Here is an 18,215-nt window from a genome sequence, read left to right as displayed (position 1 = left end):
CATAAAAATAATTACAATGAAAAAGATATTTATAAATATAAGTTTGATACTTTCTCTAGTGCTGTTATTTTCATCATGTAAAAAACAGTTAACTGATTTGTATTACAATCCAGAGCGCTCAACAACAACCAACTTGTCTGGTTTTTTTACAGCCATGCTAAATAGCGACCGTGTTAGACCGGCTTACTGGAACCAGCGTACTTTTCTGGCACCGCATCCTGCAGTGTATTCCCAAGCTGCATCTTTTGCTAATGGCAGCGAAGCATACCGTCAAATTGACGGGTATATTGGTAACTATTGGTCAGATTTTTACTATCCGGCCGGTAATGGTAGCGGTCCGTTGGGCGTATACAGAGCTATGGAAGTAACTTATGCAACCTTACCTGCAGCTGAACAGGCTAACCAGGAAGTTTATATGCAGGCAGCCAAAATTTTTCTTTATGATCAAGCTTCAAAAATGGTCGATTTATTTGGCGATATTCCTTTTTCAGAAGCGGGAAGTCTGGAAGCTACCAATGCGATTAAGGATCCTAAATTTGATGATGCAAAAGCATTATATACAACTTTAATTAAAGGGCTTGATGATGCTGCTACATATTTTGCCAATGCAAAACTTTCGGCTACCGTGGCACCTGCGTTTAATAAGGCTGATATTTTATTAACTGGTAATCTTGATAAATGGAGGAGGTATGCTAATTCAATACGCCTTCGCTTATTAATGCGCACATCATTTGTAGATGAAGCAACCGCAAGAACAACCGTATTAAATATGTTGAGTAACAGTACAAATTTCCCGTTGGTAGATGGTAATAATGTAGGAAGTTATACTCCGGCAACAACTGATATATTATTGCAGCCATTAACTACAAATACCAATAGTTTAAGAAGTGCAATTACCGAAATCAACACTTACTTTGCTCCTGATTATGCATTAAATAAATTAATGCTTCCAGCCAACGATCCTAGAATTCCGTTGGTTTATGATAAATTTGGCCAGACGGTTAATAACGTTTTTGTTCCAAATAAAAACTTTAGGGCAATGCCTGTGACATACACATCTAACCAACAGGATACAGCTTTTACCAAATATTCGATATTAGATTCTGCAACTTTCATAAATAACATAAAGGTGCCGGGGATATTGATTACAGCTTCTGAGGTTAACTTTTTGAAAGCCGAAGCTTTTGAGCGTTGGGGAACTACAGCGAATGCGCAAACCGCCTACAATGCTGCTTTAGCACAATCGGTTTCCTTTTATTATTACTTACACTCCATAGGAGGTGGAAAATCAAGTGCTCCACTTGCTACCGATGTAAATACATTTGTAAATGCCAGTGCATCAGCATATACCGGTACATCTGAGGAAAAGCTAGCCAAAATCTGGAATCAAAAATGGCTAAATTTCGGTTTCTTGCAATCTGATCAAGCTTGGTCTGAATACAGAAGAACGAAATATCCTAAATTGACGGTTGTTCCGCAAACATTAGTTGGTTTTGAACTCCCTCCAAATCGGTTAACTTACCCAAGTGTTGAATCGGCTAATAATTCAAATTATAATTCAGTTAGATCAAAAGATACACGGACCAATAAAGTTTTTTGGGACGTAAAATAATTCAAACTCTACTAAAAATGCCTTGTAAATTTTTTTACAGGGCATTTTAATTATTTGATACATGAAAACAAGAATCGTTTTATTAGCAATTATCTTTTCTGCGAAAATTTTGCACGCCCAGCAGAACGATATCATGCCACAATCGGAGATTTACGAATGGCCTAAAGATGACGCCGTTAAAAAGAAACTCGATACCTGGCAGGATAAAAAATTCGGAATGATTATTCACTGGGGACTTTATGCTGTTCCTGGCATAATAGAATCATGGTCCATTTGCTCAGAAGACTGGATAGAAAGAGACAGCACCATTAAATACGAAGACTATAAAAAGTGGTACTGGGGTATAAGTGAAAAATTTAATCCAACAAAGTTTAACCCCGAACAATGGGCAAAAGCAGGTAAAGATGCAGGCATGAAGTATTTGGTGTTTACAACCAAACACCACGATGGCTTTGCCATGTTTGATACCAAACAATCTGATTTCAGCATTGCTAAAGGTCCTTTTTCAACCAATGCAAAAAAAGATGTTGCCAAATATGTATTTGATGCTTTCCGCAAGGAAAATTTCATGATTGGGGCCTATTTTTCTAAACCCGACTGGCATTCGCAATATTATTGGTGGGGTAAATACGCTACTGCTGATAGGAATAACAATTACGATATCAGAAAGCATCCATGGCGATGGAATATGTTCAAAACCTACACACAGAACCAGATTGGAGAGCTGATGAACAACTATGGTAGTATCGATATTTTGTGGTTAGATGGCGGCTGGGTTCGTCCACGGGCCAGCGTAAACAAAGAGGTGCTTTCCTGGGGTGCTCCAATTCCGGAATGGAGTCAGGATATTGATATGCCTAAAATTGCAACTGATGCAAGGAAATCACAACCTGGCTTAATTGTAGTAGATAGAACAGTGCACGGGCAGTTCGAAAATTACCAAACGCCTGAACAGAAAATTCCGGAACAGCAACTGGATTATCCATGGGAAAGTTGTATGACTTTAGGCGGAGCCTGGGGTTTTGTACCCAACGATCAGTATAAGTCGGCAACCGAAGTGGTTCATAAGCTGGTAGAAATTGTAGCCAAAGGCGGAAGTTTGCTTTTAGGTGTAGGCCCGAAAGCTGATGGCACTTTACCAGACGATGTAATTAAAAAATTGGAAGATATTGGCAAGTGGACCAGTAAAAACGGTGCTGCGATTTATGGAACAAGGATTACCAAAAATTACCATGATGGGCAAAACTGGTTTACCCAAAGTAAAGATGGCAAAACCATTTACGGCATCGCTTTGATGGGAAACACTCCGCTTAAAGAAATTTCATGGAAAGGTAGTATTCCAAAGAAAGGAACATTGATAACCATCATTGGCAACAATCAAAAAGTAAAATGGAAATTGACAGATGGTAAAGTACATTTTGAGCTTCCTAAAATGGAGGAAAAAATAGCCTTAACCTTTGCTTTTACGCCCGAAAACAATTAAGTGATGCTTAAACCAAAAAAAATCTTCTGTTTATTGCCCGTACTTTTTGTATGCAGTAATCTTTTTGCTCAGGTTAAAAAAGGGCAACAATCAGCCTATAAAAATCCAAAATTAAGTATCGATTTGAGGGTGAAAGATCTCATTTCGAGAATGACTCCAGAAGAGAAATTTTGGCAATTATTTATGATTCCGGGGGATGTAATTGAAGCAAATAAAAATCAATTTAAATACGGGATTTTTGGTTTACAAGTAAGTGCTGCAGCCCAAGGCGGTGGTACTGCCCAGCAGATGTTAACTTACAATACGGCAGAAGATGGACTTTCACTCGCAAAAAAGATCAATAAAATTCAAAAATATTTTGTTGAAGAAACCCGTTTGGGCATCCCGATTATTCCATTTGATGAAGCTTTGCATGGTTTGGTAAGGCAAGGAGCTACAGCTTTTCCCCAATCGATTGGTTTAGCAGCAAGTTTTGATACCGCTTTAGTGGCCAAAATCGGTACAGCAATTGCCAGTGAGGCACGGGCACGCGGTTTAAGAGATCTTTTGGCTCCCGTAATTAATATGGCTACAGATGTAAGATGGGGCAGGGTAGAAGAAACGTATGGAGAAGACCCTTACCTAACCACTGTGATGGGGCACGCCTTTATGAATGCCATAGAAAAACAAAACATCATCGTTACCCCAAAACATTTTATCGCAAATGTGGGTGATGGCGGTAGAGACAGTTATCCAATAGAAATGGATAAACATTTTTTAGAAGAAATCCACTTTCCTGCGTTTAAAGATGGAGTTAAAAATGTAGGGATCCGCTCATTGATGACTTCCTATAACAGCGTTTTTGGAACGCCGGCAACCTCAAATAAATGGCTGCTGACTACTAAATTAAAAAACGAATGGGGATTTAAAGGTTTTGTCATTTCTGATGCAGGTGCAGTTGGTGGTGCCAATGTATTGCATTTTACCACTAAAGATTATAAAGATGCAACGGCACAATCGATTAACGCTGGCCTTGACGTAATTTTTCAGGTAGATTATAACCATTATAAACTCTTCTTGCCAGCATTTTTAGATGGCAGCATTCCAAAATCCAGAATAGATGATGCTTTAGCCAGAGTGCTTCGGGCAAAATTTGAGCTTGGGCTGTTTGAGCATCCTTATGTAGATGAAAGTATTGCCGAAAAAATGTTAACCGACCAAAGTAACCGGAATTTAGCAAAAGAAGCCGCAATAAAGTCGTTTGTGCTATTAAAAAATGAGAATAATACACTTCCTTTAAAAAGTACAAAACACATTTTGCTTTTAGGTGAAGATGCAATTGAGGCCAGATTGGGGGGCTACAGCGGCACAGGGAACAATAAGGTAAATATTTTAACAGGTTTAAAAAACGCAATATCCAATAACGTTGAGATTACTTATTTAAAAGGCAGCACTAGAGAAACTCAGCTTTATACGCCAATAGATAGCCAGTATTTATCCTCCAATAAAAAAGCAGGATTAACCGGAAAATACTATAAAGGACTTAACTTTTCTGGTAAGCCGGTAAAAGAAATAATTGATCAGGCTGTTAATTTCAGCTGGACAATTTACCCGCCAGAAGAGCAGCTTCAATTGGATGATTATTCGGTAAGGTGGGAAGGCAAAATTGTAGTGCCTCAAAATGCCGACGTTAATATCGGATTGGAAGGAAACGATGGTTACCGATTATACCTGGATGATCGATTACTTATCAATAATTGGGACAAAAAATCTGTCAATACCAAAACAGTCCCATTCTATTTGGAGAAAAATAAAGAATATAAGATTAAGGTCGAATTTTTTGAGTCAAAAGGCAATGGTAAAATCAAACTCATTTGGGATTATAACCTTAAGAAATCAAATGAAATAACTGATGCAGTTGCCGCTGCCAAAAATAATGATGTAATTGTTTTTGTTGCAGGCATAAAAGAAGGAGAATTTTTAGATCGGGCAATGTTAAACCTGCCCGGAAATCAAGAATTGTTACTAGAAGAGCTTTCAAAAACCGGAAAGCCCATTGTTGTGGTATTAACCGGTGGAAGTGCAATTAATATGCAGCCCTGGTTAAATAAAGTTAATGCAGTTTTAAATGTTTGGTACCCTGGTGAAGCTGGTGGAGATGCCATTGCCGATGTTTTGCTTGGAAAAGTTAACCCTTCTGGTAAACTTCCAATTACTTACCCTATCGATGAATCTCAACTTCCGCTAGTTTACAACCACAAACCTACCGGAAGAGGCGATGATTATAACAATTTAAGTGGCGAACCACTTTTTCCTTTCGGCTACGGATTGAGTTATACCAATTTTTCGTACACCGATTTAAAATTCAGCCGCAAAAGCATTGCTAAAAATGAAACCGCTACGGTAAGCTTCGAACTTAAAAATACAGGTAATTATGATGGTGAGGAAGTTGTGCAGTTATACATGCGGCCATTGTTAAGCAAATTGGCGCAACCTGTTCTTGCTTTAAGGGCTTTTAAGCGTGTAACTTTAAAGGCAGGAGAAACAAAAAATGTTTCCTTTAAAGTGGATAAAAATGTGCTTCAAACTTTGGATATTAATAACGTATGGGGAGTAGCACCTGGAGATTACCGGATTATGATCGGTTCATCAAGCAAGGCCCTTTATTTAAAAGATAATGTAACCGTTAAGCCTTAAAATCACCCCTATAGTTGCGTATAAAAGCATATCGTTAATAGTTGCCGGCCTATTGGAATCGGTCATTGCTGTAAGGCTTTTTCAGCCGACGAAGCAATCTTTCCTGTAGATATCGCCAGCATGAAAGATTGCTTCGTCGTTCCTCCTCGCAATTACGATCGTTTTAATAACACCAAGGTCTGTGTCCCCACAGACCTTTCCTATCTTAAATTGTCTTCGATTGTAACGAGGATTTTTGAGGTAAGCATTTGCAATGCGAAAATAATTCCTTTAAGAGCGATAAAATCGCATTACTCGTACATCCTTGTTACAAGCGAAGACGATGTAGTTTATTAAGATAGTCCTAAATAAATCGTCATTGCGAGAAGGCTTTTTCAGCCGACGAAGCAATCTTTCCTGTAGATATCGCCCGCATGAAAGATTGCTTCGTCGTTCCTCCCCGTAATGACGATCGTTTTAATAACACCAAGGTCTGTGTCCCCACAGACCTTTCCTATCTTAAATAGTCTTAGTTTGTAACGAGGATTTTTAAGTTACGCATTTGCAATGCGAAAATAATTCCTTTAAGAGCGATAAAATCGCATTACTCGTACCTCCTCGTTACAAACGAGGACGATGTAGTTTATTAAGATTATCCTAAATAAATCGTCATTGGGAGAAGGCTTTTTCAGCCGACGAAGCAATCTTTCCTGTAGTAGATATTGCCAGCATGAAAGATTGCTTCGTCGCTTCTCCTAGTAATGACGATCGTTTTAATAACATCAAGGTCTGTGTCCCCACAGACCTTTCCTATCTTAAATAGTCTTAGTTTGTAATGAGGATTTTTAAGTTACGCATTTGCAATGCGAAAATAATTCCTTTAAGAGCGATAGAATCGCATTACTCGTACATCCTCGTTACAAACAAGGACGATGTAGTTTATCAAGATAGTCCTAAATAAATCGTCATTGCTATGGTTAAAGAAATCGACTATGGTCTATCAACCATCAAACCATTAACTAAGACCAGCTATCTCTAACTTTACAGCCAGTTCATTCAAATCCTTCACCACAACATCAATGATCGGAATACCACTGATTTTTCTTTCCTGCTCAAATTCATGTTCAGGTTCGCCAGGGATGATTACCTTTTTATCAGGATCTATCGTTTTTGCGCTTTTAAAGCGTTCTATCCAATTATCCAGGTGATCTTTAAAATCTGCAGCCGGTCTGAAGCCATCCACACGCATAGCACCTAAAAAGTGGCCCAATCCTTCGCCAACCGGATTTGCTGATGGTTCTAAAAAAGCTACAAAAGGAGGCACCCAAGGGCCGTAATTTGCACCTGATAATACCGCTGATAAAATATCAACTGTAGCACTTAAACCATAACCTTTATGGCTGCCATGATCTTTATCGCTGCCCAGAGGTAAAAGTGAGCCGCCATTTTTCAATTCGTTTGGATCGGTCGAGTTTTCACCGGATTTATCCTGAACCCAGCCATCAGGGATACTTTTGTTCGCACGCTGGGCAATTTCCAACTTACCATTTGCTGCGGCGGCCGTAGCCATATCTACAATTACTGGTGGATATTTTCCTGCCGGGAAAGCATAACACATGGGGTTTGTTCCAAGCAAACGCTCATTTGCATAGGTAGGAGCAACCAAAGGACTGGCATTCGTCATACTGATACCGATCATATCTTTTTCTACCGCCATTAAAGCATGGTAACCTGCAATACCGAAATGATTAGAATTTTTAACAGATACCCATCCACTGCCATATTTTTCTGCTTTTTCAATAGCAACTTTCATTGCAAAAGGAGCTACAACCAATCCTAATCCGGCATCGCCATCTACAGTTGCAGTGGTAGGCGTTTCATGCACAATTTTTATATCAGGCGTGGCATTGATTCTTTTCTTTTCCCAAAGACGAACGTAGCCACTTAAACGCGCAACACCATGCGAATCGATTCCCCGTAAATCTGAACGGATCAATACATCGGTTGCTAAATCGGCATGCTCATCAGAACAGCCCATTTTTTTAAAAACACTATAAGTAAATGCTCTGAGGGTGGTTTCGGTAAAAGTGATGAAGGTCATAGTATACTATTTGTCGTCACCCTGAATTTATTTCAGGGTCTTTCTTGATAGATGCTGAAACAAGTTTAGCATGACGAATCTAAAAATAAATTATGGCAATAAAACAGTAAAATCGCCGCCAAGCGGTTCAAAATTTTCTATGCAGGATGAAAGGAAATCTTCTCCATAATTCACATACATCGGTGCAATATTCAAAATTCTTTCCTGGAGCGTTCCGTTTGGAAAAAGTCTCTTCTTTACATGTTCAATCTGCAATAATGCAGTTTCGTGTTTTCGTTTTTCAGCACGGAAAAGTTTCTTTTCCAGGTTGGCCAGTAAATGATTTGTTCTTTGCTTAGCTGTATCGGTAGAAACAGAAAGCGTTTTATCTATTTTATAAGCATTAAGCTTAATTTGATCGAAAATGCTATTGATTGCTCTCGTTTCATCAGCCAAACTTAATAATGCCGTGGTATTTCGCTTAACCCATATGTTTTTTAATTCTTCAACAGGCAAGAAAATGTCCTCAAGCGAAAAACCTAAATGGTACAAGTTCTGAGCACTGCGTTTGTCGATTAATATAGCAGAATTGCGCAGTAATAAAACCGGAAAATCAACTTTATAAAAATCAAAATTTGCCTTTAACTGCATCCAGTAAGCTACTTCTGCTCCGCCACCTATATAAGCGATATTTGGTAAAATTACTTCCTGGTACATTGGCCGCATCACTACATTCGGACTAAAACGTTCTGGATGTGATTCGATTTCGGCTTTTAGTGTTTCTTCAGTAAAACTGATATCAGTATGGTTTACAACATATTTTCCTTTTTCAAAGATTATACGTTCCCGAAGATTATCAATCAGGTAAAAAAAGTTAATGTCACGTCCGTTTACCTGTGTTTTATAACCTAAATCCTCCAGGTTTTTCGAGCTGTTTTCAATATTTTTTGCACTATTATGCTGAATAATATCTTCGGTAATGATGTTAGCAAATTGCTTTTTTAACTGTGCATCATCTGCATTTACAATCACTAAACCATATTTTTCAAATAAATTATTCACCAAGAAACGGGTGGCATCGGCTAAATTGTCGTGTTGCAGATAGGCCTGTTCTACCAATTTGGCAATCCGTTTTCCATTTTTAGAAATTCCAAGGTATCCCTTATATGCGGTTACTGCTGCGGCTACAGTTTTAGTGCTCAGCCTTCCGGTTGCGCCATTGGTAGTTTGTATCCAGCTGATGTTTTTTTCATCCACGCTTACGTGGTTAATTTCATCAAAATCATGATCCTCAGTCGCCATCCAATATACAGGTACAAAGTTCTTATCTGGCTGAGCCATTTTTAACTCAATGGCTAAGTTAATGGTAGTTACAATTTTATAAATAAAATAAAGCGGGCCGGTAAAAAGGTTCAACTGGTGACCGGTGGTTACCGTAAAGGTATTCGCCGAGCCTAAAAGTTCTATGTTTTTGGTAACCGATTTATTAGGCTGCAGGTGCTGATATTGATTTTGAAGAACTTTGACTAATGTTTCTCTATTTCCTAAGAAATTTCTGTTTTCAATTGCATTTGCCAAACCCTCCATATCTGGGCGGTAACTGTAAAAAGCTTTAAGTTGCTCCTCGTTATTAATATAATCCAAAACCAGTTTTGAAAATGATCCGGTTTCCTGATATGAGATATATTTTGCCTGCATGATTTGCGAAAGTAATGCAATTTAAGGATAATCGTAAAGTTGCGCTACTATTTTACAATTGTTAAATAATTAGAGATTGCTTTCAATCGTGCCAACTTTTTCACGGTACAAATCAATCGGGCTATCTAAAAGCACTGCAATTACGGTCAATTCGGGATCTAGTTTATCTTTAGGCACCGGAATGTAAACAATACCTGGTATTTTACTCCAATACAGTTTATTATAAATTTCGTGCGGCAACATAGTACCTTCTCCTACAATTCTGATCCTGCTGATGTTGTTTTTTAAACCTTTAATTGCGATTGGCCCGGTTGGTGTGCCTTCTATAAATAAATAAAGGGTTTGCTTATCTGCAGAAAGTGCTGTGTTGCCCTGATAATGTCCGGCAGGTATTCCTCCGGTTGTTTTATATAGTGCTTCAGCATTTTTAATTACCCAGTTGTTAACCGTTTCGTCAAGAGGTTTAATATTTGCATTAAAATTCATCCCATCTGCTGCTAAATTGGAGTCGTTAAAAATATTGATACCCTTATTTAAGGTTGTCGCTAATTTTTTCAATTTGTAAGAAGCATCATTTAGTTTAGTGTTCTTAGTGAAGAAATCTTTAAACAAAATGCTTTCGCTTTCATTTTCAATAAGATTGATAGGTTCATCAAAACTCACTTTTACAACTGTTACATCCTGATCAAAATCAGCTGAGGGAATATTAAAAATATAATTTGATGGATTGATGTTGGAAAATTTTACCAGGCCACCACCAACTAACTGCATACTTTTTACTTTTGATTTTATACCTGTTAACAAAATCCCATCATCTGTTTTATAGTCGAGGTAAAGGAAAAGCGTTTTTTTGTCTTTTGATAGCGCTGTTTTGCCATTAAAATGTTTTGGAGCGATACCACTTTGCGTTCCGTAAATGGCTTCACCATGTTTTTTGGTCCAGCGGCCCAAATCTTTTAAAATCTTAACCTGTTCAGGCGCAATGGTTCCATCTGCTTTTGGGCCAATATCAAGCAATAAATTACCGCCCATTCCAATACAATCAACCAGTGTACGGATAATCATATTTGATGATTTATAATGATTGTCGTATGGTTGATATCCCCATGAATCGTTCATGGTATAACAGAGTTCCCACTCTGGTGAATTTGGTTTCACTACAGGCACGCCTTGCTCAGGCGTATCGTAATCGCCATGTCCGTTAAGGCGCGAGTTAACGATAATATCTTTATTTGCATTACGTAAATTTTCTAATATATTTTTGGCCTGCCACTCATCTCCACTATGCTCCCAATCGCCATCAAACCATAAAAGATCTGGATTGTATTTTGTAGAAAGTTCATTAAGCTGCTCCTGAAAATAATTTTGAAATTTTTTAAACCGGGTCGGATCTTGTTTATAATCGTAACGTTTTCTATCGCGGGTAAAGCCATCATAATCCGGATAGCTCCAATCGGGTAATGAGAAATATAATCCCGTTTTAAGCTCCGATTTTTTAAGTTCAGATACAAATGGAGTGATTAAATCTTTTTTGGCAGCACTATTTTTTAATGTGGTAGTGGCTAAAGGAGCTTTACTATCCCAAAGGGCCACACCATCATGGTGTTTTGTGGTTATTACTGCATATTTTGCACCACTTTCTTTAATCAGGTTTACCCATTCATTAGGGTTATATTTTGCAGCGGTAAAACCATCAAGTTGTTTCATGTAGGCATCGTGGTTGATATAGTTGTTGAAAAACGACCACGATTCGGAAATTCCATTCACTGAATAAATGCCCCAATGGATAAAAATACCCAATTTTGCGTCAGCAAACCACTGCATTTTTTGATCAGAAACCTTTTGTTGGGCAGAAAGACTGCTCGTTATGAATAATAAAAATGAAATGATCAAAAACTTTAAATAACGCATATTGTGTTTAGTGTAGCTAAACGTTAAATATAATGTTTTAGGAAGATTTAGTTAGCAAAAGATGCGTTTTTATATTAGTTGCTCTCTGTGTCAGATGGTAATATCTGACAGCACGGGAATAGCGTCTGATTTCCATAGAACGATCGTCATCTCGACTGCAGCGGCGTAGTCCCGAACTTTCAGAAGAGAGATCTGTTATAGATTTAGCTTCGCTGAGCACTTACGTGGTTCTCGACTGCGTGGCACTTCGCTCGAAATATTTTGCCTGCATGATGCGCGAAAGTAATGCAATTTAAGGATAATCGTAAAGTTGCGCTACTATTTTACAATTGTTAAATAATTAATAGTCACTTTCTTTGGTTTTAATTTTAGGACAAAATTAGATGTCGAAGTTTGGCTTTAGTATTAATATTGTTAAAGGTATAGGTTCCCAATTGGGAATTAAATATTGTCCAAAAAATTGTAACTGACTTAGTAAAGTATCTGTGAAAATTACAGGTAATGAAGAACGGTTTTATGCCTGTTGGTGTAGGCTCCCCTGTTTTTCAGACCATTCAAAAGTATAATTTTGTCCTCAAATTTCCTGTAATAAATCTACAGGAGATTTGAAGTTCAATGCTTGATGTGGTCGATGGTAATTGTAATCCATCATCCATTCCTCTACTTTCTCCCTTACATCATCCAGGGAGTGAAATATGTATGCATTTAGCAATTCTCTTCTGATGCTTCCATTCAATCTTTCAATATACGCGTTCTGTGTTGGCTCTCCTGGCTGAATAAAAACTAGTTCAACATTGTTTTCCTTTGCCCATTCATCCAACTTATGCGAGATGAACTCCGGCCCATTATCCATTCTTATTTTTTTTGGAAGTGCCCTATATTGTTTCAACTCATCCAACGCTCTGATAACCCGCAAGGACGGCAGTGAATAATCTATCTCCATAGCTAGCATCTCTCTGTTGTAATCATCAGCGATGTTCAACAACCTAAATTTCCTTCCATTCCAAAGCGCATCGCTCATAAAATCCATGGACCATACCTCATTTATAGTTTCTGGTACAGACAAAGGCTTTTTGACTCTTTCTGGCAGCCTCTTTTTTGCCCTGCGGCGGATATTAAGCCTCATTGATGTATAAATCCTATAAATCTTTTTATGGTTCCATTTAAGCCCTTTTCGACGCAATCGGTAGTAACACTGCCAGAAGCCTATGGAGACGTGCTTTTCAACAAGAAGTGAAAGCGCATCAACTACTTCACTATCATCCCGTCGTTTATGTTGATAATAATGTTTGCTGCGGTTCAATCCAACGCATTTACAGGCCTGACGATGGCTTATCCTTTTTACCATTTCATCCACTAAATCCCTTTTTTCGTCAGGCGTTAAAGCTTTTTTTCTACAGCCTCCTTGAAAACTTCATGCACGAGGCTAAGATTAGCATACATTTTCTTTAAACGTGCATTTTCTTCCTCCAATGCCTTAAGTTTTGACAACTCTTTTACTTCCATTCCGCCATATCTCTGGCGCCATTTGTAAAAGGCTGCTGTACTTATTCCTAACTCTCTGCAGAGATCGTGCACATTCTTGCCATTCTCATGTTCCTTGATTGCCTTTACAATCTGGGATTCCGTAAACTTGATTCTTTTCATATTGCCAATTAAAATTAATAGTTTTTCTAATAGCCTCGCTGCGCTCGGTCTAGAATTATACTTTTAACTGGTCTGAATTTGGGGAAGTGCACATTGGGATTAGAATCGCATCAGTTGAAATTTCGTACAAAAAGCAAAATAGCTTATATATCCTCAATTTATTTCTTTAAGGTATCGGCAATTTGCACAAAACAGATATTGGATTTTCGCTTTTCTTTTGGTGAAATTAAAGAGAAAAGTCTATTTGCTTTCCATAGTAATATTGTTCTGAAGTTCATCATTTGAAATTTCAAAGGCAAAAAAGTCTGTCGCGTTAATTGTATTGTGGCACCCTGAAATAAATCTTTATGCATTTAGGCAAGTCATAAAAGATTTTTTGCCAGCCCTCCCTCATATTAGCGGTTCGTGCTGTTACCCATATAAGGCTTAGAACTTTTCCTTAGATTAGTTGTTACAGATTTTTTTTTACGTGCTTTTAGAAAATCGCTAAATTCTTTTTCTTCTTTTTCTGTCAAAGTTTTGTTTACGAACACAAAGTCTTTGTTGTCCATTTTTTTGAAATTTATCATAACTTAAAATCTTTAAAATATCTAGTAGCCAAAATAAATGCTTCTTTAGTATCAATAAACATTCTGTTCCCACCATAAATCTTGGCACCCAACGTCTCTTGGTAATGGGAAACAAGTTGGGTTTTGGCCACAAAAGAAACAACTCCGTCATAATTTAGTTCAAATGCAGTTTTACAGCAAAAGGCAATTAGATTTCCAGCAACCCCTTTATAAAGTTTGTTCTTTCCTTTGTTGAACTTTGCAATCTCAATTATGTTCATAAAAATGTGGTCGCCTTTGTCGGTAAAACTTATGAATCCCTGGATTATAGCTAAATTGTTAACCGTTGTCAATTTAAAAACTTGCTTAGTATCATCCTTTAACTCATTCTGCCAGTCAAATACCCACTCGCTCTTCTTAAGAATCTTGGTATCGGATGCCGTCAATTTTATAATTGATGTGTCAAACACTTCGCCTGAAATTGCGTTTTCAATAGAATTTGTAAGCTTGTCAATTACAAAATCAAATTCGTTAGTCTGCTGCTGTTTCAATACACTAATTTACGAAAAATTAAGGTTCTAATCAAATGCTAATGTCTTTGCTAAAAGCATATACGCGTTGTTGGGTGTATCCGATACATGACTGCCAATGGTTGTCGCTTGGCTGTAGTCGGGAATAAAATTCTTTAACCTTTATAAAAAATAAAAGTTAAAATTTTTTAAGTAAAATTATTTTGCGTCTGGTTTAAAATAACAATTCTATCCTTAAGCATGCTAACAAAAAAAAGCCGTTCTGAATAATCAGAACGGCTGTAATATATTTGGTTTAGTGATTTACCATTTTTTTCTGCGTTCGCCGCTTCCACCTTCACGGCTTCCACCTTCTCTGCGAGGGCCTCCGGTGTTACCACCTTTGTCGTCACGACTGCGTCCAGAGAAATCTCTGAAACCACCACCGCCGCTTCCGCCTTCACGTCTACCGCTACCACCGCCAGAACTTCTTCTGTCGCCGCCGCCACGATAACCGCCGCCGCCACCTCCGCTTCTGCGTTCACCGCCGAAACCACCGCCACCGCTACGTCTTTCGCCGCCACCGCGTCTTTCTCCAGCACCTTCACCACGACCACCGTCTCCGCTTTTCTCGATACGTACCTGACGACCGTTAAACTCAACAGATTTAAAGCCTTCAAAAACTTTGTCAGCTACATCGTCTTCCACTTCAAAGAAAGAGAAAACACCTTTTAAATCGATTTTACCAACGCTTTTGCCACCAATTTTACCGTTGTTACAGATAAATGATAACATATCGCCACGGGTAAACTCATCTACAGAACCCAAGTTGATGAACAAACGAGTGTAACCTTCGCTACCACGTCCACGTCCGGCACCTCTTTCGCCCCTGTCTGCACCGCGGTCGTCGCCAACTGCTGCATTTAAATCAGGTGCTTTAGAATAATAATCCAAGAAACGGTTAAATTCTAACGAAGCAAAACGTTTAATTACATCTTCTTTAGATAAGTCAGCAAATTCATCCATAATACGTGGAATGTACTGATCAATCTGTTCGTTATTTACTTCTACATTGTGTACTTTATGTACCAAAGAGAACAATTGTTTTTCGCAAACGTCAAATCCTGTAGGAAGCTCAGCTTTTGTAAATTGTTTACCAATAATGCGCTCCAACTGGCGGATTTTACCTAATTCTTTAGAGTTGATGATACAGATAGAGATACCGGTTTTACCAGCACGGCCAGTACGGCCAGAACGGTGGGTATAACTTTCAATTTCATCAGGTAATGAGTAATTGATTACGTGAGTTACGTTGTTTACATCGATACCGCGTGCAGCAACATCAGTGGCAATTAATAACTGCATGTTACGCTCACGGAAACGTTGCATTACTTTATCACGTTGTTGCTGCGATAAATCGCCGTGTAAAGCATCAGCATTGTAACCATCTTTAATTAAATGCTCGGCAACATCTTGTGTATCCAATTTGGTTTTACAAAATACTACGGCAAAAATTTCAGGGTTAAAATCTACAATACGTTTTAAGGCAGCGTATTTATCACGTGCACGAACAATGTAGTATTCGTGTTCGATGTTTACGTTACCAGTATTTTTTGTGCCCATGGTTAATTCTACAGGGTTATCCATATAGTTTTTAGCTATACGGCGAACTTCTGCTGGCATTGTAGCCGAGAATAACCAGGTTTTTTTGTCATCAGGAGTAGTTGATAAAATGTCGTTGATATCGTCTTGGAAACCCATGTTCAACATCTCGTCAGCTTCATCAAGCACAACATATTTAACGTTAGTGAAATCAATGGCTTTACGGCCGATGATATCCAACATACGGCCGGGCGTGGCCACTACAATTTGTACGCCTTGGCGTATTTCGCGTAGTTGTTGCATAATGTTCGCGCCACCGTAAACGGCAACAACGTGGGCATTAGCAACGTTTTTAGAAAAGTTTTTAAGGTCGTTAGCGATTTGCAAGCATAACTCACGGGTAGGGCATAAAATCAATGCCTGTGGTTTGTTAACTTTAAAATCGATTAGTTCTAACAGCGGCAAACCAAATGCGGCTGTTTTTCCTGTTCCTGTTTGGGCCAAACCAACAAAATCATTAGTGCCTTCTAACAGTACAGGAATACTTTGCTCCTGAATAGGTGTTGGAGTTTCAAATCCAAGATCCTTTACGGCATTAACGACGTCATCACTTATCCCCAATAATTGAAATGGGTTTGTCATTCGTCTTTTTATTTTTAATTGAGCCGCAAAGGTAAGGTTAATTTTTCGTATTTTACAGATAATCAAGTAAATAGTTTTTTAAGCTAAATATTTGAAAATAAGGATGTAACAGGGAATCAACAATGGATGTTTGAAAAGGCGGGATGGAGGAGGTTTAAACTAGACCGTAATTGCGATAGAAACAATTGCTTTTTGTTTTGGAAAGCAGTTGTAGTAGGGTTTCGGTTCCAGCAGTCCCGTTTTCCGTTTCAATCTTTTTCAAACCTTAAAGGTTATCAAAAGTATTTTCACTGCAACCGGGTTTAGGTGGCTAGGGCAAAGCAGCTATTTATGTTTGTTTTTAAAAAGCCACTTGGGCAGTGCATCTGTTAATATTGCAGGAGCAAAAATATCGTTGTGAGCCAGATTATCGAATTCCCAGAACCTGATTTTGTTGTAAGGGCTTAATTCTTTAAAAAATTGCTCATCACTATCAAAAGGGTTTTCGGTGTCTTTATTCCCATGGATTAACCAGATTGGCATATTTGTTAATTCTTTCACCTTATTAAATTGAGGTATGCCCGAAATACTGATCCCTGCGGCAAATACCTCTGGTTTTAACGCTAAAGCATTAATCACCGAAGAAGCACCCATAGAAAAACCGATGAGGTAAATCCTTTTCTCATCAATATTTAAAGTGTTTTTTAAGCTATCGATCAGTTGTAAAGCCGTTGTTAAACAAGGTTGCGGTATCGAAGTCAATACATTTCTGCTACTGTCTAAAACATAATTAGACGAGCGTAAAGGAAATTGTGGTGCTAAAATGAAAGCAGGATATTTCGTCTGTATTTCCTCAGCTGCAAACAGTTTTGCCAAAATACCCAACTGACTTGTATTATCGTTTCCAACCGCATTTGATCCATGAAATACAATTACCAGTGGGAGTTTTTTTGATGTACTTTTCGGTTTTAATAAGCGGTATACAATAGGCGTATCACCAATGCCTTTAAATTCCCCTTTCGTAAAAACATCAGTATTTAAATCTTTAATTTCTGCTATTCTCTGTTTGATGTAAAGCGAATCGGTATTGTTATCGATTTTGGTTTTGCCGAAAGTATTGATGCGTTTGCTACACGATAAGATTCCGCAAAGCAAAATCACAGCACAGGTATAGTAAAAGGCTTGACTTTTAACACGCATAGAGAGTGGTAATTTTTTGGTTAAAATTAAAAGATTAGCGCAACCTTTCAGCCGAACGGATCAACCTTTCATCTTTATTGATGCCGAAAATGCCCAATACTATAAATAAAATAGCTAAGGCAGGTAAATACGCGCCAGCTCCAAAACTTGCACCTTCAATACCACCAGGGAGTTTTTTTGCGTAAACACTGCACCAAAAAGCAAAACCGATAATTAATATGATCGAAACAATGGCAAAGCGTTTTTGAAAGCTGCGTTTTCTGAAATTAAAAATATTAACAAAACAGATAATCGCAATGGCAATATTGGTAATCAGTAAGGGTAAAAACGATAATATTTTAAAGGGAGAACCTGCTTTTCCTTCAATAACCTGAAATAAACCGCTTGAATATACTGCAGACTCTGAGCCGGCAATTTCTTTACTTGCAATAGGTAAAAACAACATTAAAATTAGCGTTAAAGCCGCTAAAAAAAACCAAATCGATTGTATTCTTTGTATCATGAATGTAAATATATTGTTGAGCAAATTTAATTGTTTTTAGCTAAGAATAAAGTATAAAAAGCGGAGGGCATAGAGCAAAGAGCGTTTAGCCGTATAATTTATTCGCATAAGGTTAATTCTTGCCTTTAAACTTAAACTAAGCAGCAC

12 protein-coding genes are annotated in these 18,215 nt (G+C 38.0%); 3 read left to right on the top strand and 9 right to left on the bottom strand.

All coding sequences use genetic code 11. The features are described from left to right. The first annotated feature begins 16 nt into the window (after positions 1-16). The 3 genes from ACZZZW_RS22365 to ACZZZW_RS22355 all read left to right on the top strand — a co-directional run bounded on the left by ACZZZW_RS22365 (position 17) and on the right by ACZZZW_RS22355 (position 5,771). Entirely contained in the window at positions 17-1,612 is a 1,596-nt protein-coding gene (locus ACZZZW_RS22365; protein ID WP_463496668.1) for a SusD/RagB family nutrient-binding outer membrane lipoprotein, read from the top strand. A gap of 61 nt (positions 1,613-1,673) precedes the next feature. Further along, positions 1,674-3,095 carry an alpha-L-fucosidase gene (locus tag ACZZZW_RS22360; RefSeq protein WP_463496666.1) on the top strand — a complete coding sequence of 474 codons (1,422 nt, stop codon included), beginning with the start codon at positions 1,674-1,676 and terminating at the stop codon, positions 3,093-3,095. Between the two features lie 3 nt (positions 3,096-3,098). Further along, positions 3,099-5,771 (top strand): glycoside hydrolase family 3 C-terminal domain-containing protein, encoded by a 2,673-nt coding sequence (locus ACZZZW_RS22355; protein ID WP_463496664.1) that lies wholly within the window; start codon positions 3,099-3,101, stop codon positions 5,769-5,771. Positions 5,772-6,765: 994 nt separating this feature from the next. On the opposite strand, the gene ACZZZW_RS22350 is transcribed toward ACZZZW_RS22355, so the two are convergent. The 9 genes from ACZZZW_RS22350 to ACZZZW_RS22310 all read right to left on the bottom strand — a co-directional run bounded on the left by ACZZZW_RS22350 (position 6,766) and on the right by ACZZZW_RS22310 (position 18,068). Further along, positions 6,766-7,851 (bottom strand): Ldh family oxidoreductase, encoded by a 1,086-nt coding sequence (locus ACZZZW_RS22350; protein ID WP_463496662.1) that lies wholly within the window; start codon positions 7,849-7,851, stop codon positions 6,766-6,768. Between the two features lie 90 nt (positions 7,852-7,941). Continuing rightward, a complete protein-coding gene (bshC, locus tag ACZZZW_RS22345; protein WP_463496660.1) occupies positions 7,942-9,528 on the bottom strand; it encodes a bacillithiol biosynthesis cysteine-adding enzyme BshC in 1,587 nt (528 codons plus the stop codon). 69 nt (positions 9,529-9,597) lie between these two features. Continuing rightward, positions 9,598-11,439, bottom strand: coding sequence for an alpha-L-fucosidase (locus tag ACZZZW_RS22340; protein ID WP_463496658.1), 1,842 nt, complete (start codon positions 11,437-11,439; stop codon positions 9,598-9,600). A 574-nt stretch (positions 11,440-12,013) separates the two neighbouring features. Further along, positions 12,014-13,086, bottom strand: a protein-coding gene (locus tag ACZZZW_RS22335) for an IS3 family transposase (RefSeq protein WP_463492068.1) whose coding sequence is annotated in 2 segments (ribosomal slippage) — positions 12,014-12,825 and positions 12,825-13,086 — 1,074 coding nt in all. Because the reading frame shifts where the segments join, the coding sequence is not laid out codon by codon here. Positions 13,087-13,481: 395 nt separating this feature from the next. Continuing rightward, positions 13,482-13,637 (bottom strand): hypothetical protein, encoded by a 156-nt coding sequence (locus ACZZZW_RS22330; protein ID WP_157255484.1) that lies wholly within the window; start codon positions 13,635-13,637, stop codon positions 13,482-13,484. 14 nt (positions 13,638-13,651) lie between these two features. Further along, positions 13,652-14,185 carry a hypothetical protein gene (locus tag ACZZZW_RS22325; protein ID WP_463496656.1) on the bottom strand — a complete coding sequence of 178 codons (534 nt, stop codon included), beginning with the start codon at positions 14,183-14,185 and terminating at the stop codon, positions 13,652-13,654. Positions 14,186-14,467: 282 nt separating this feature from the next. Next, on the bottom strand, positions 14,468-16,387 hold the full coding sequence (locus tag ACZZZW_RS22320; RefSeq protein WP_463496654.1) for a DEAD/DEAH box helicase: 1,920 nt from the start codon (positions 16,385-16,387) through the stop codon (positions 14,468-14,470). A 324-nt stretch (positions 16,388-16,711) separates the two neighbouring features. Further along, positions 16,712-17,566 carry a carboxylesterase family protein gene (locus ACZZZW_RS22315; RefSeq protein WP_463496652.1) on the bottom strand — a complete coding sequence of 285 codons (855 nt, stop codon included), beginning with the start codon at positions 17,564-17,566 and terminating at the stop codon, positions 16,712-16,714. A gap of 34 nt (positions 17,567-17,600) precedes the next feature. Then, complete coding sequence (locus tag ACZZZW_RS22310; RefSeq protein ID WP_463496650.1) at positions 17,601-18,068, bottom strand: DUF4293 domain-containing protein; 468 nt, start codon at positions 18,066-18,068, stop codon at positions 17,601-17,603. Positions 18,069-18,215 lie beyond the last annotated feature (147 nt).

This window comes from Pedobacter sp. AC379, assembly GCF_979258145.1.
The sequence above is the reverse complement of the archived record's forward strand: the minus strand, read 5'-3'. Positions and strand labels throughout refer to the sequence as shown.

What these genes read in the sequence shown, in the direction of transcription:
- ACZZZW_RS22365 (WP_463496668.1), top strand. Translation starts at nt 17, where the DNA reads ATGAAAAAGATATTTATAAATATAAGTTTGATACTTTCTCTAGTGCTG.
- ACZZZW_RS22360 (WP_463496666.1), top strand. Translation starts at nt 1,674, where the DNA reads ATGAAAACAAGAATCGTTTTATTAGCAATTATCTTTTCTGCGAAAATT.
- ACZZZW_RS22355 (WP_463496664.1), top strand. Translation starts at nt 3,099, where the DNA reads ATGCTTAAACCAAAAAAAATCTTCTGTTTATTGCCCGTACTTTTTGTA.
- ACZZZW_RS22350 (WP_463496662.1), bottom strand. Translation starts at nt 7,851, where the DNA reads ATGACCTTCATCACTTTTACCGAAACCACCCTCAGAGCATTTACTTAT.
- bshC (WP_463496660.1), bottom strand. Translation starts at nt 9,528, where the DNA reads ATGCAGGCAAAATATATCTCATATCAGGAAACCGGATCATTTTCAAAA.
- ACZZZW_RS22340 (WP_463496658.1), bottom strand. Translation starts at nt 11,439, where the DNA reads ATGCGTTATTTAAAGTTTTTGATCATTTCATTTTTATTATTCATAACG.
- ACZZZW_RS22330 (WP_157255484.1), bottom strand. Translation starts at nt 13,637, where the DNA reads ATGGACAACAAAGACTTTGTGTTCGTAAACAAAACTTTGACAGAAAAA.
- ACZZZW_RS22320 (WP_463496654.1), bottom strand. Translation starts at nt 16,387, where the DNA reads ATGACAAACCCATTTCAATTATTGGGGATAAGTGATGACGTCGTTAAT.
- ACZZZW_RS22315 (WP_463496652.1), bottom strand. Translation starts at nt 17,566, where the DNA reads ATGCGTGTTAAAAGTCAAGCCTTTTACTATACCTGTGCTGTGATTTTG.
- ACZZZW_RS22310 (WP_463496650.1), bottom strand. Translation starts at nt 18,068, where the DNA reads ATGATACAAAGAATACAATCGATTTGGTTTTTTTTAGCGGCTTTAACG.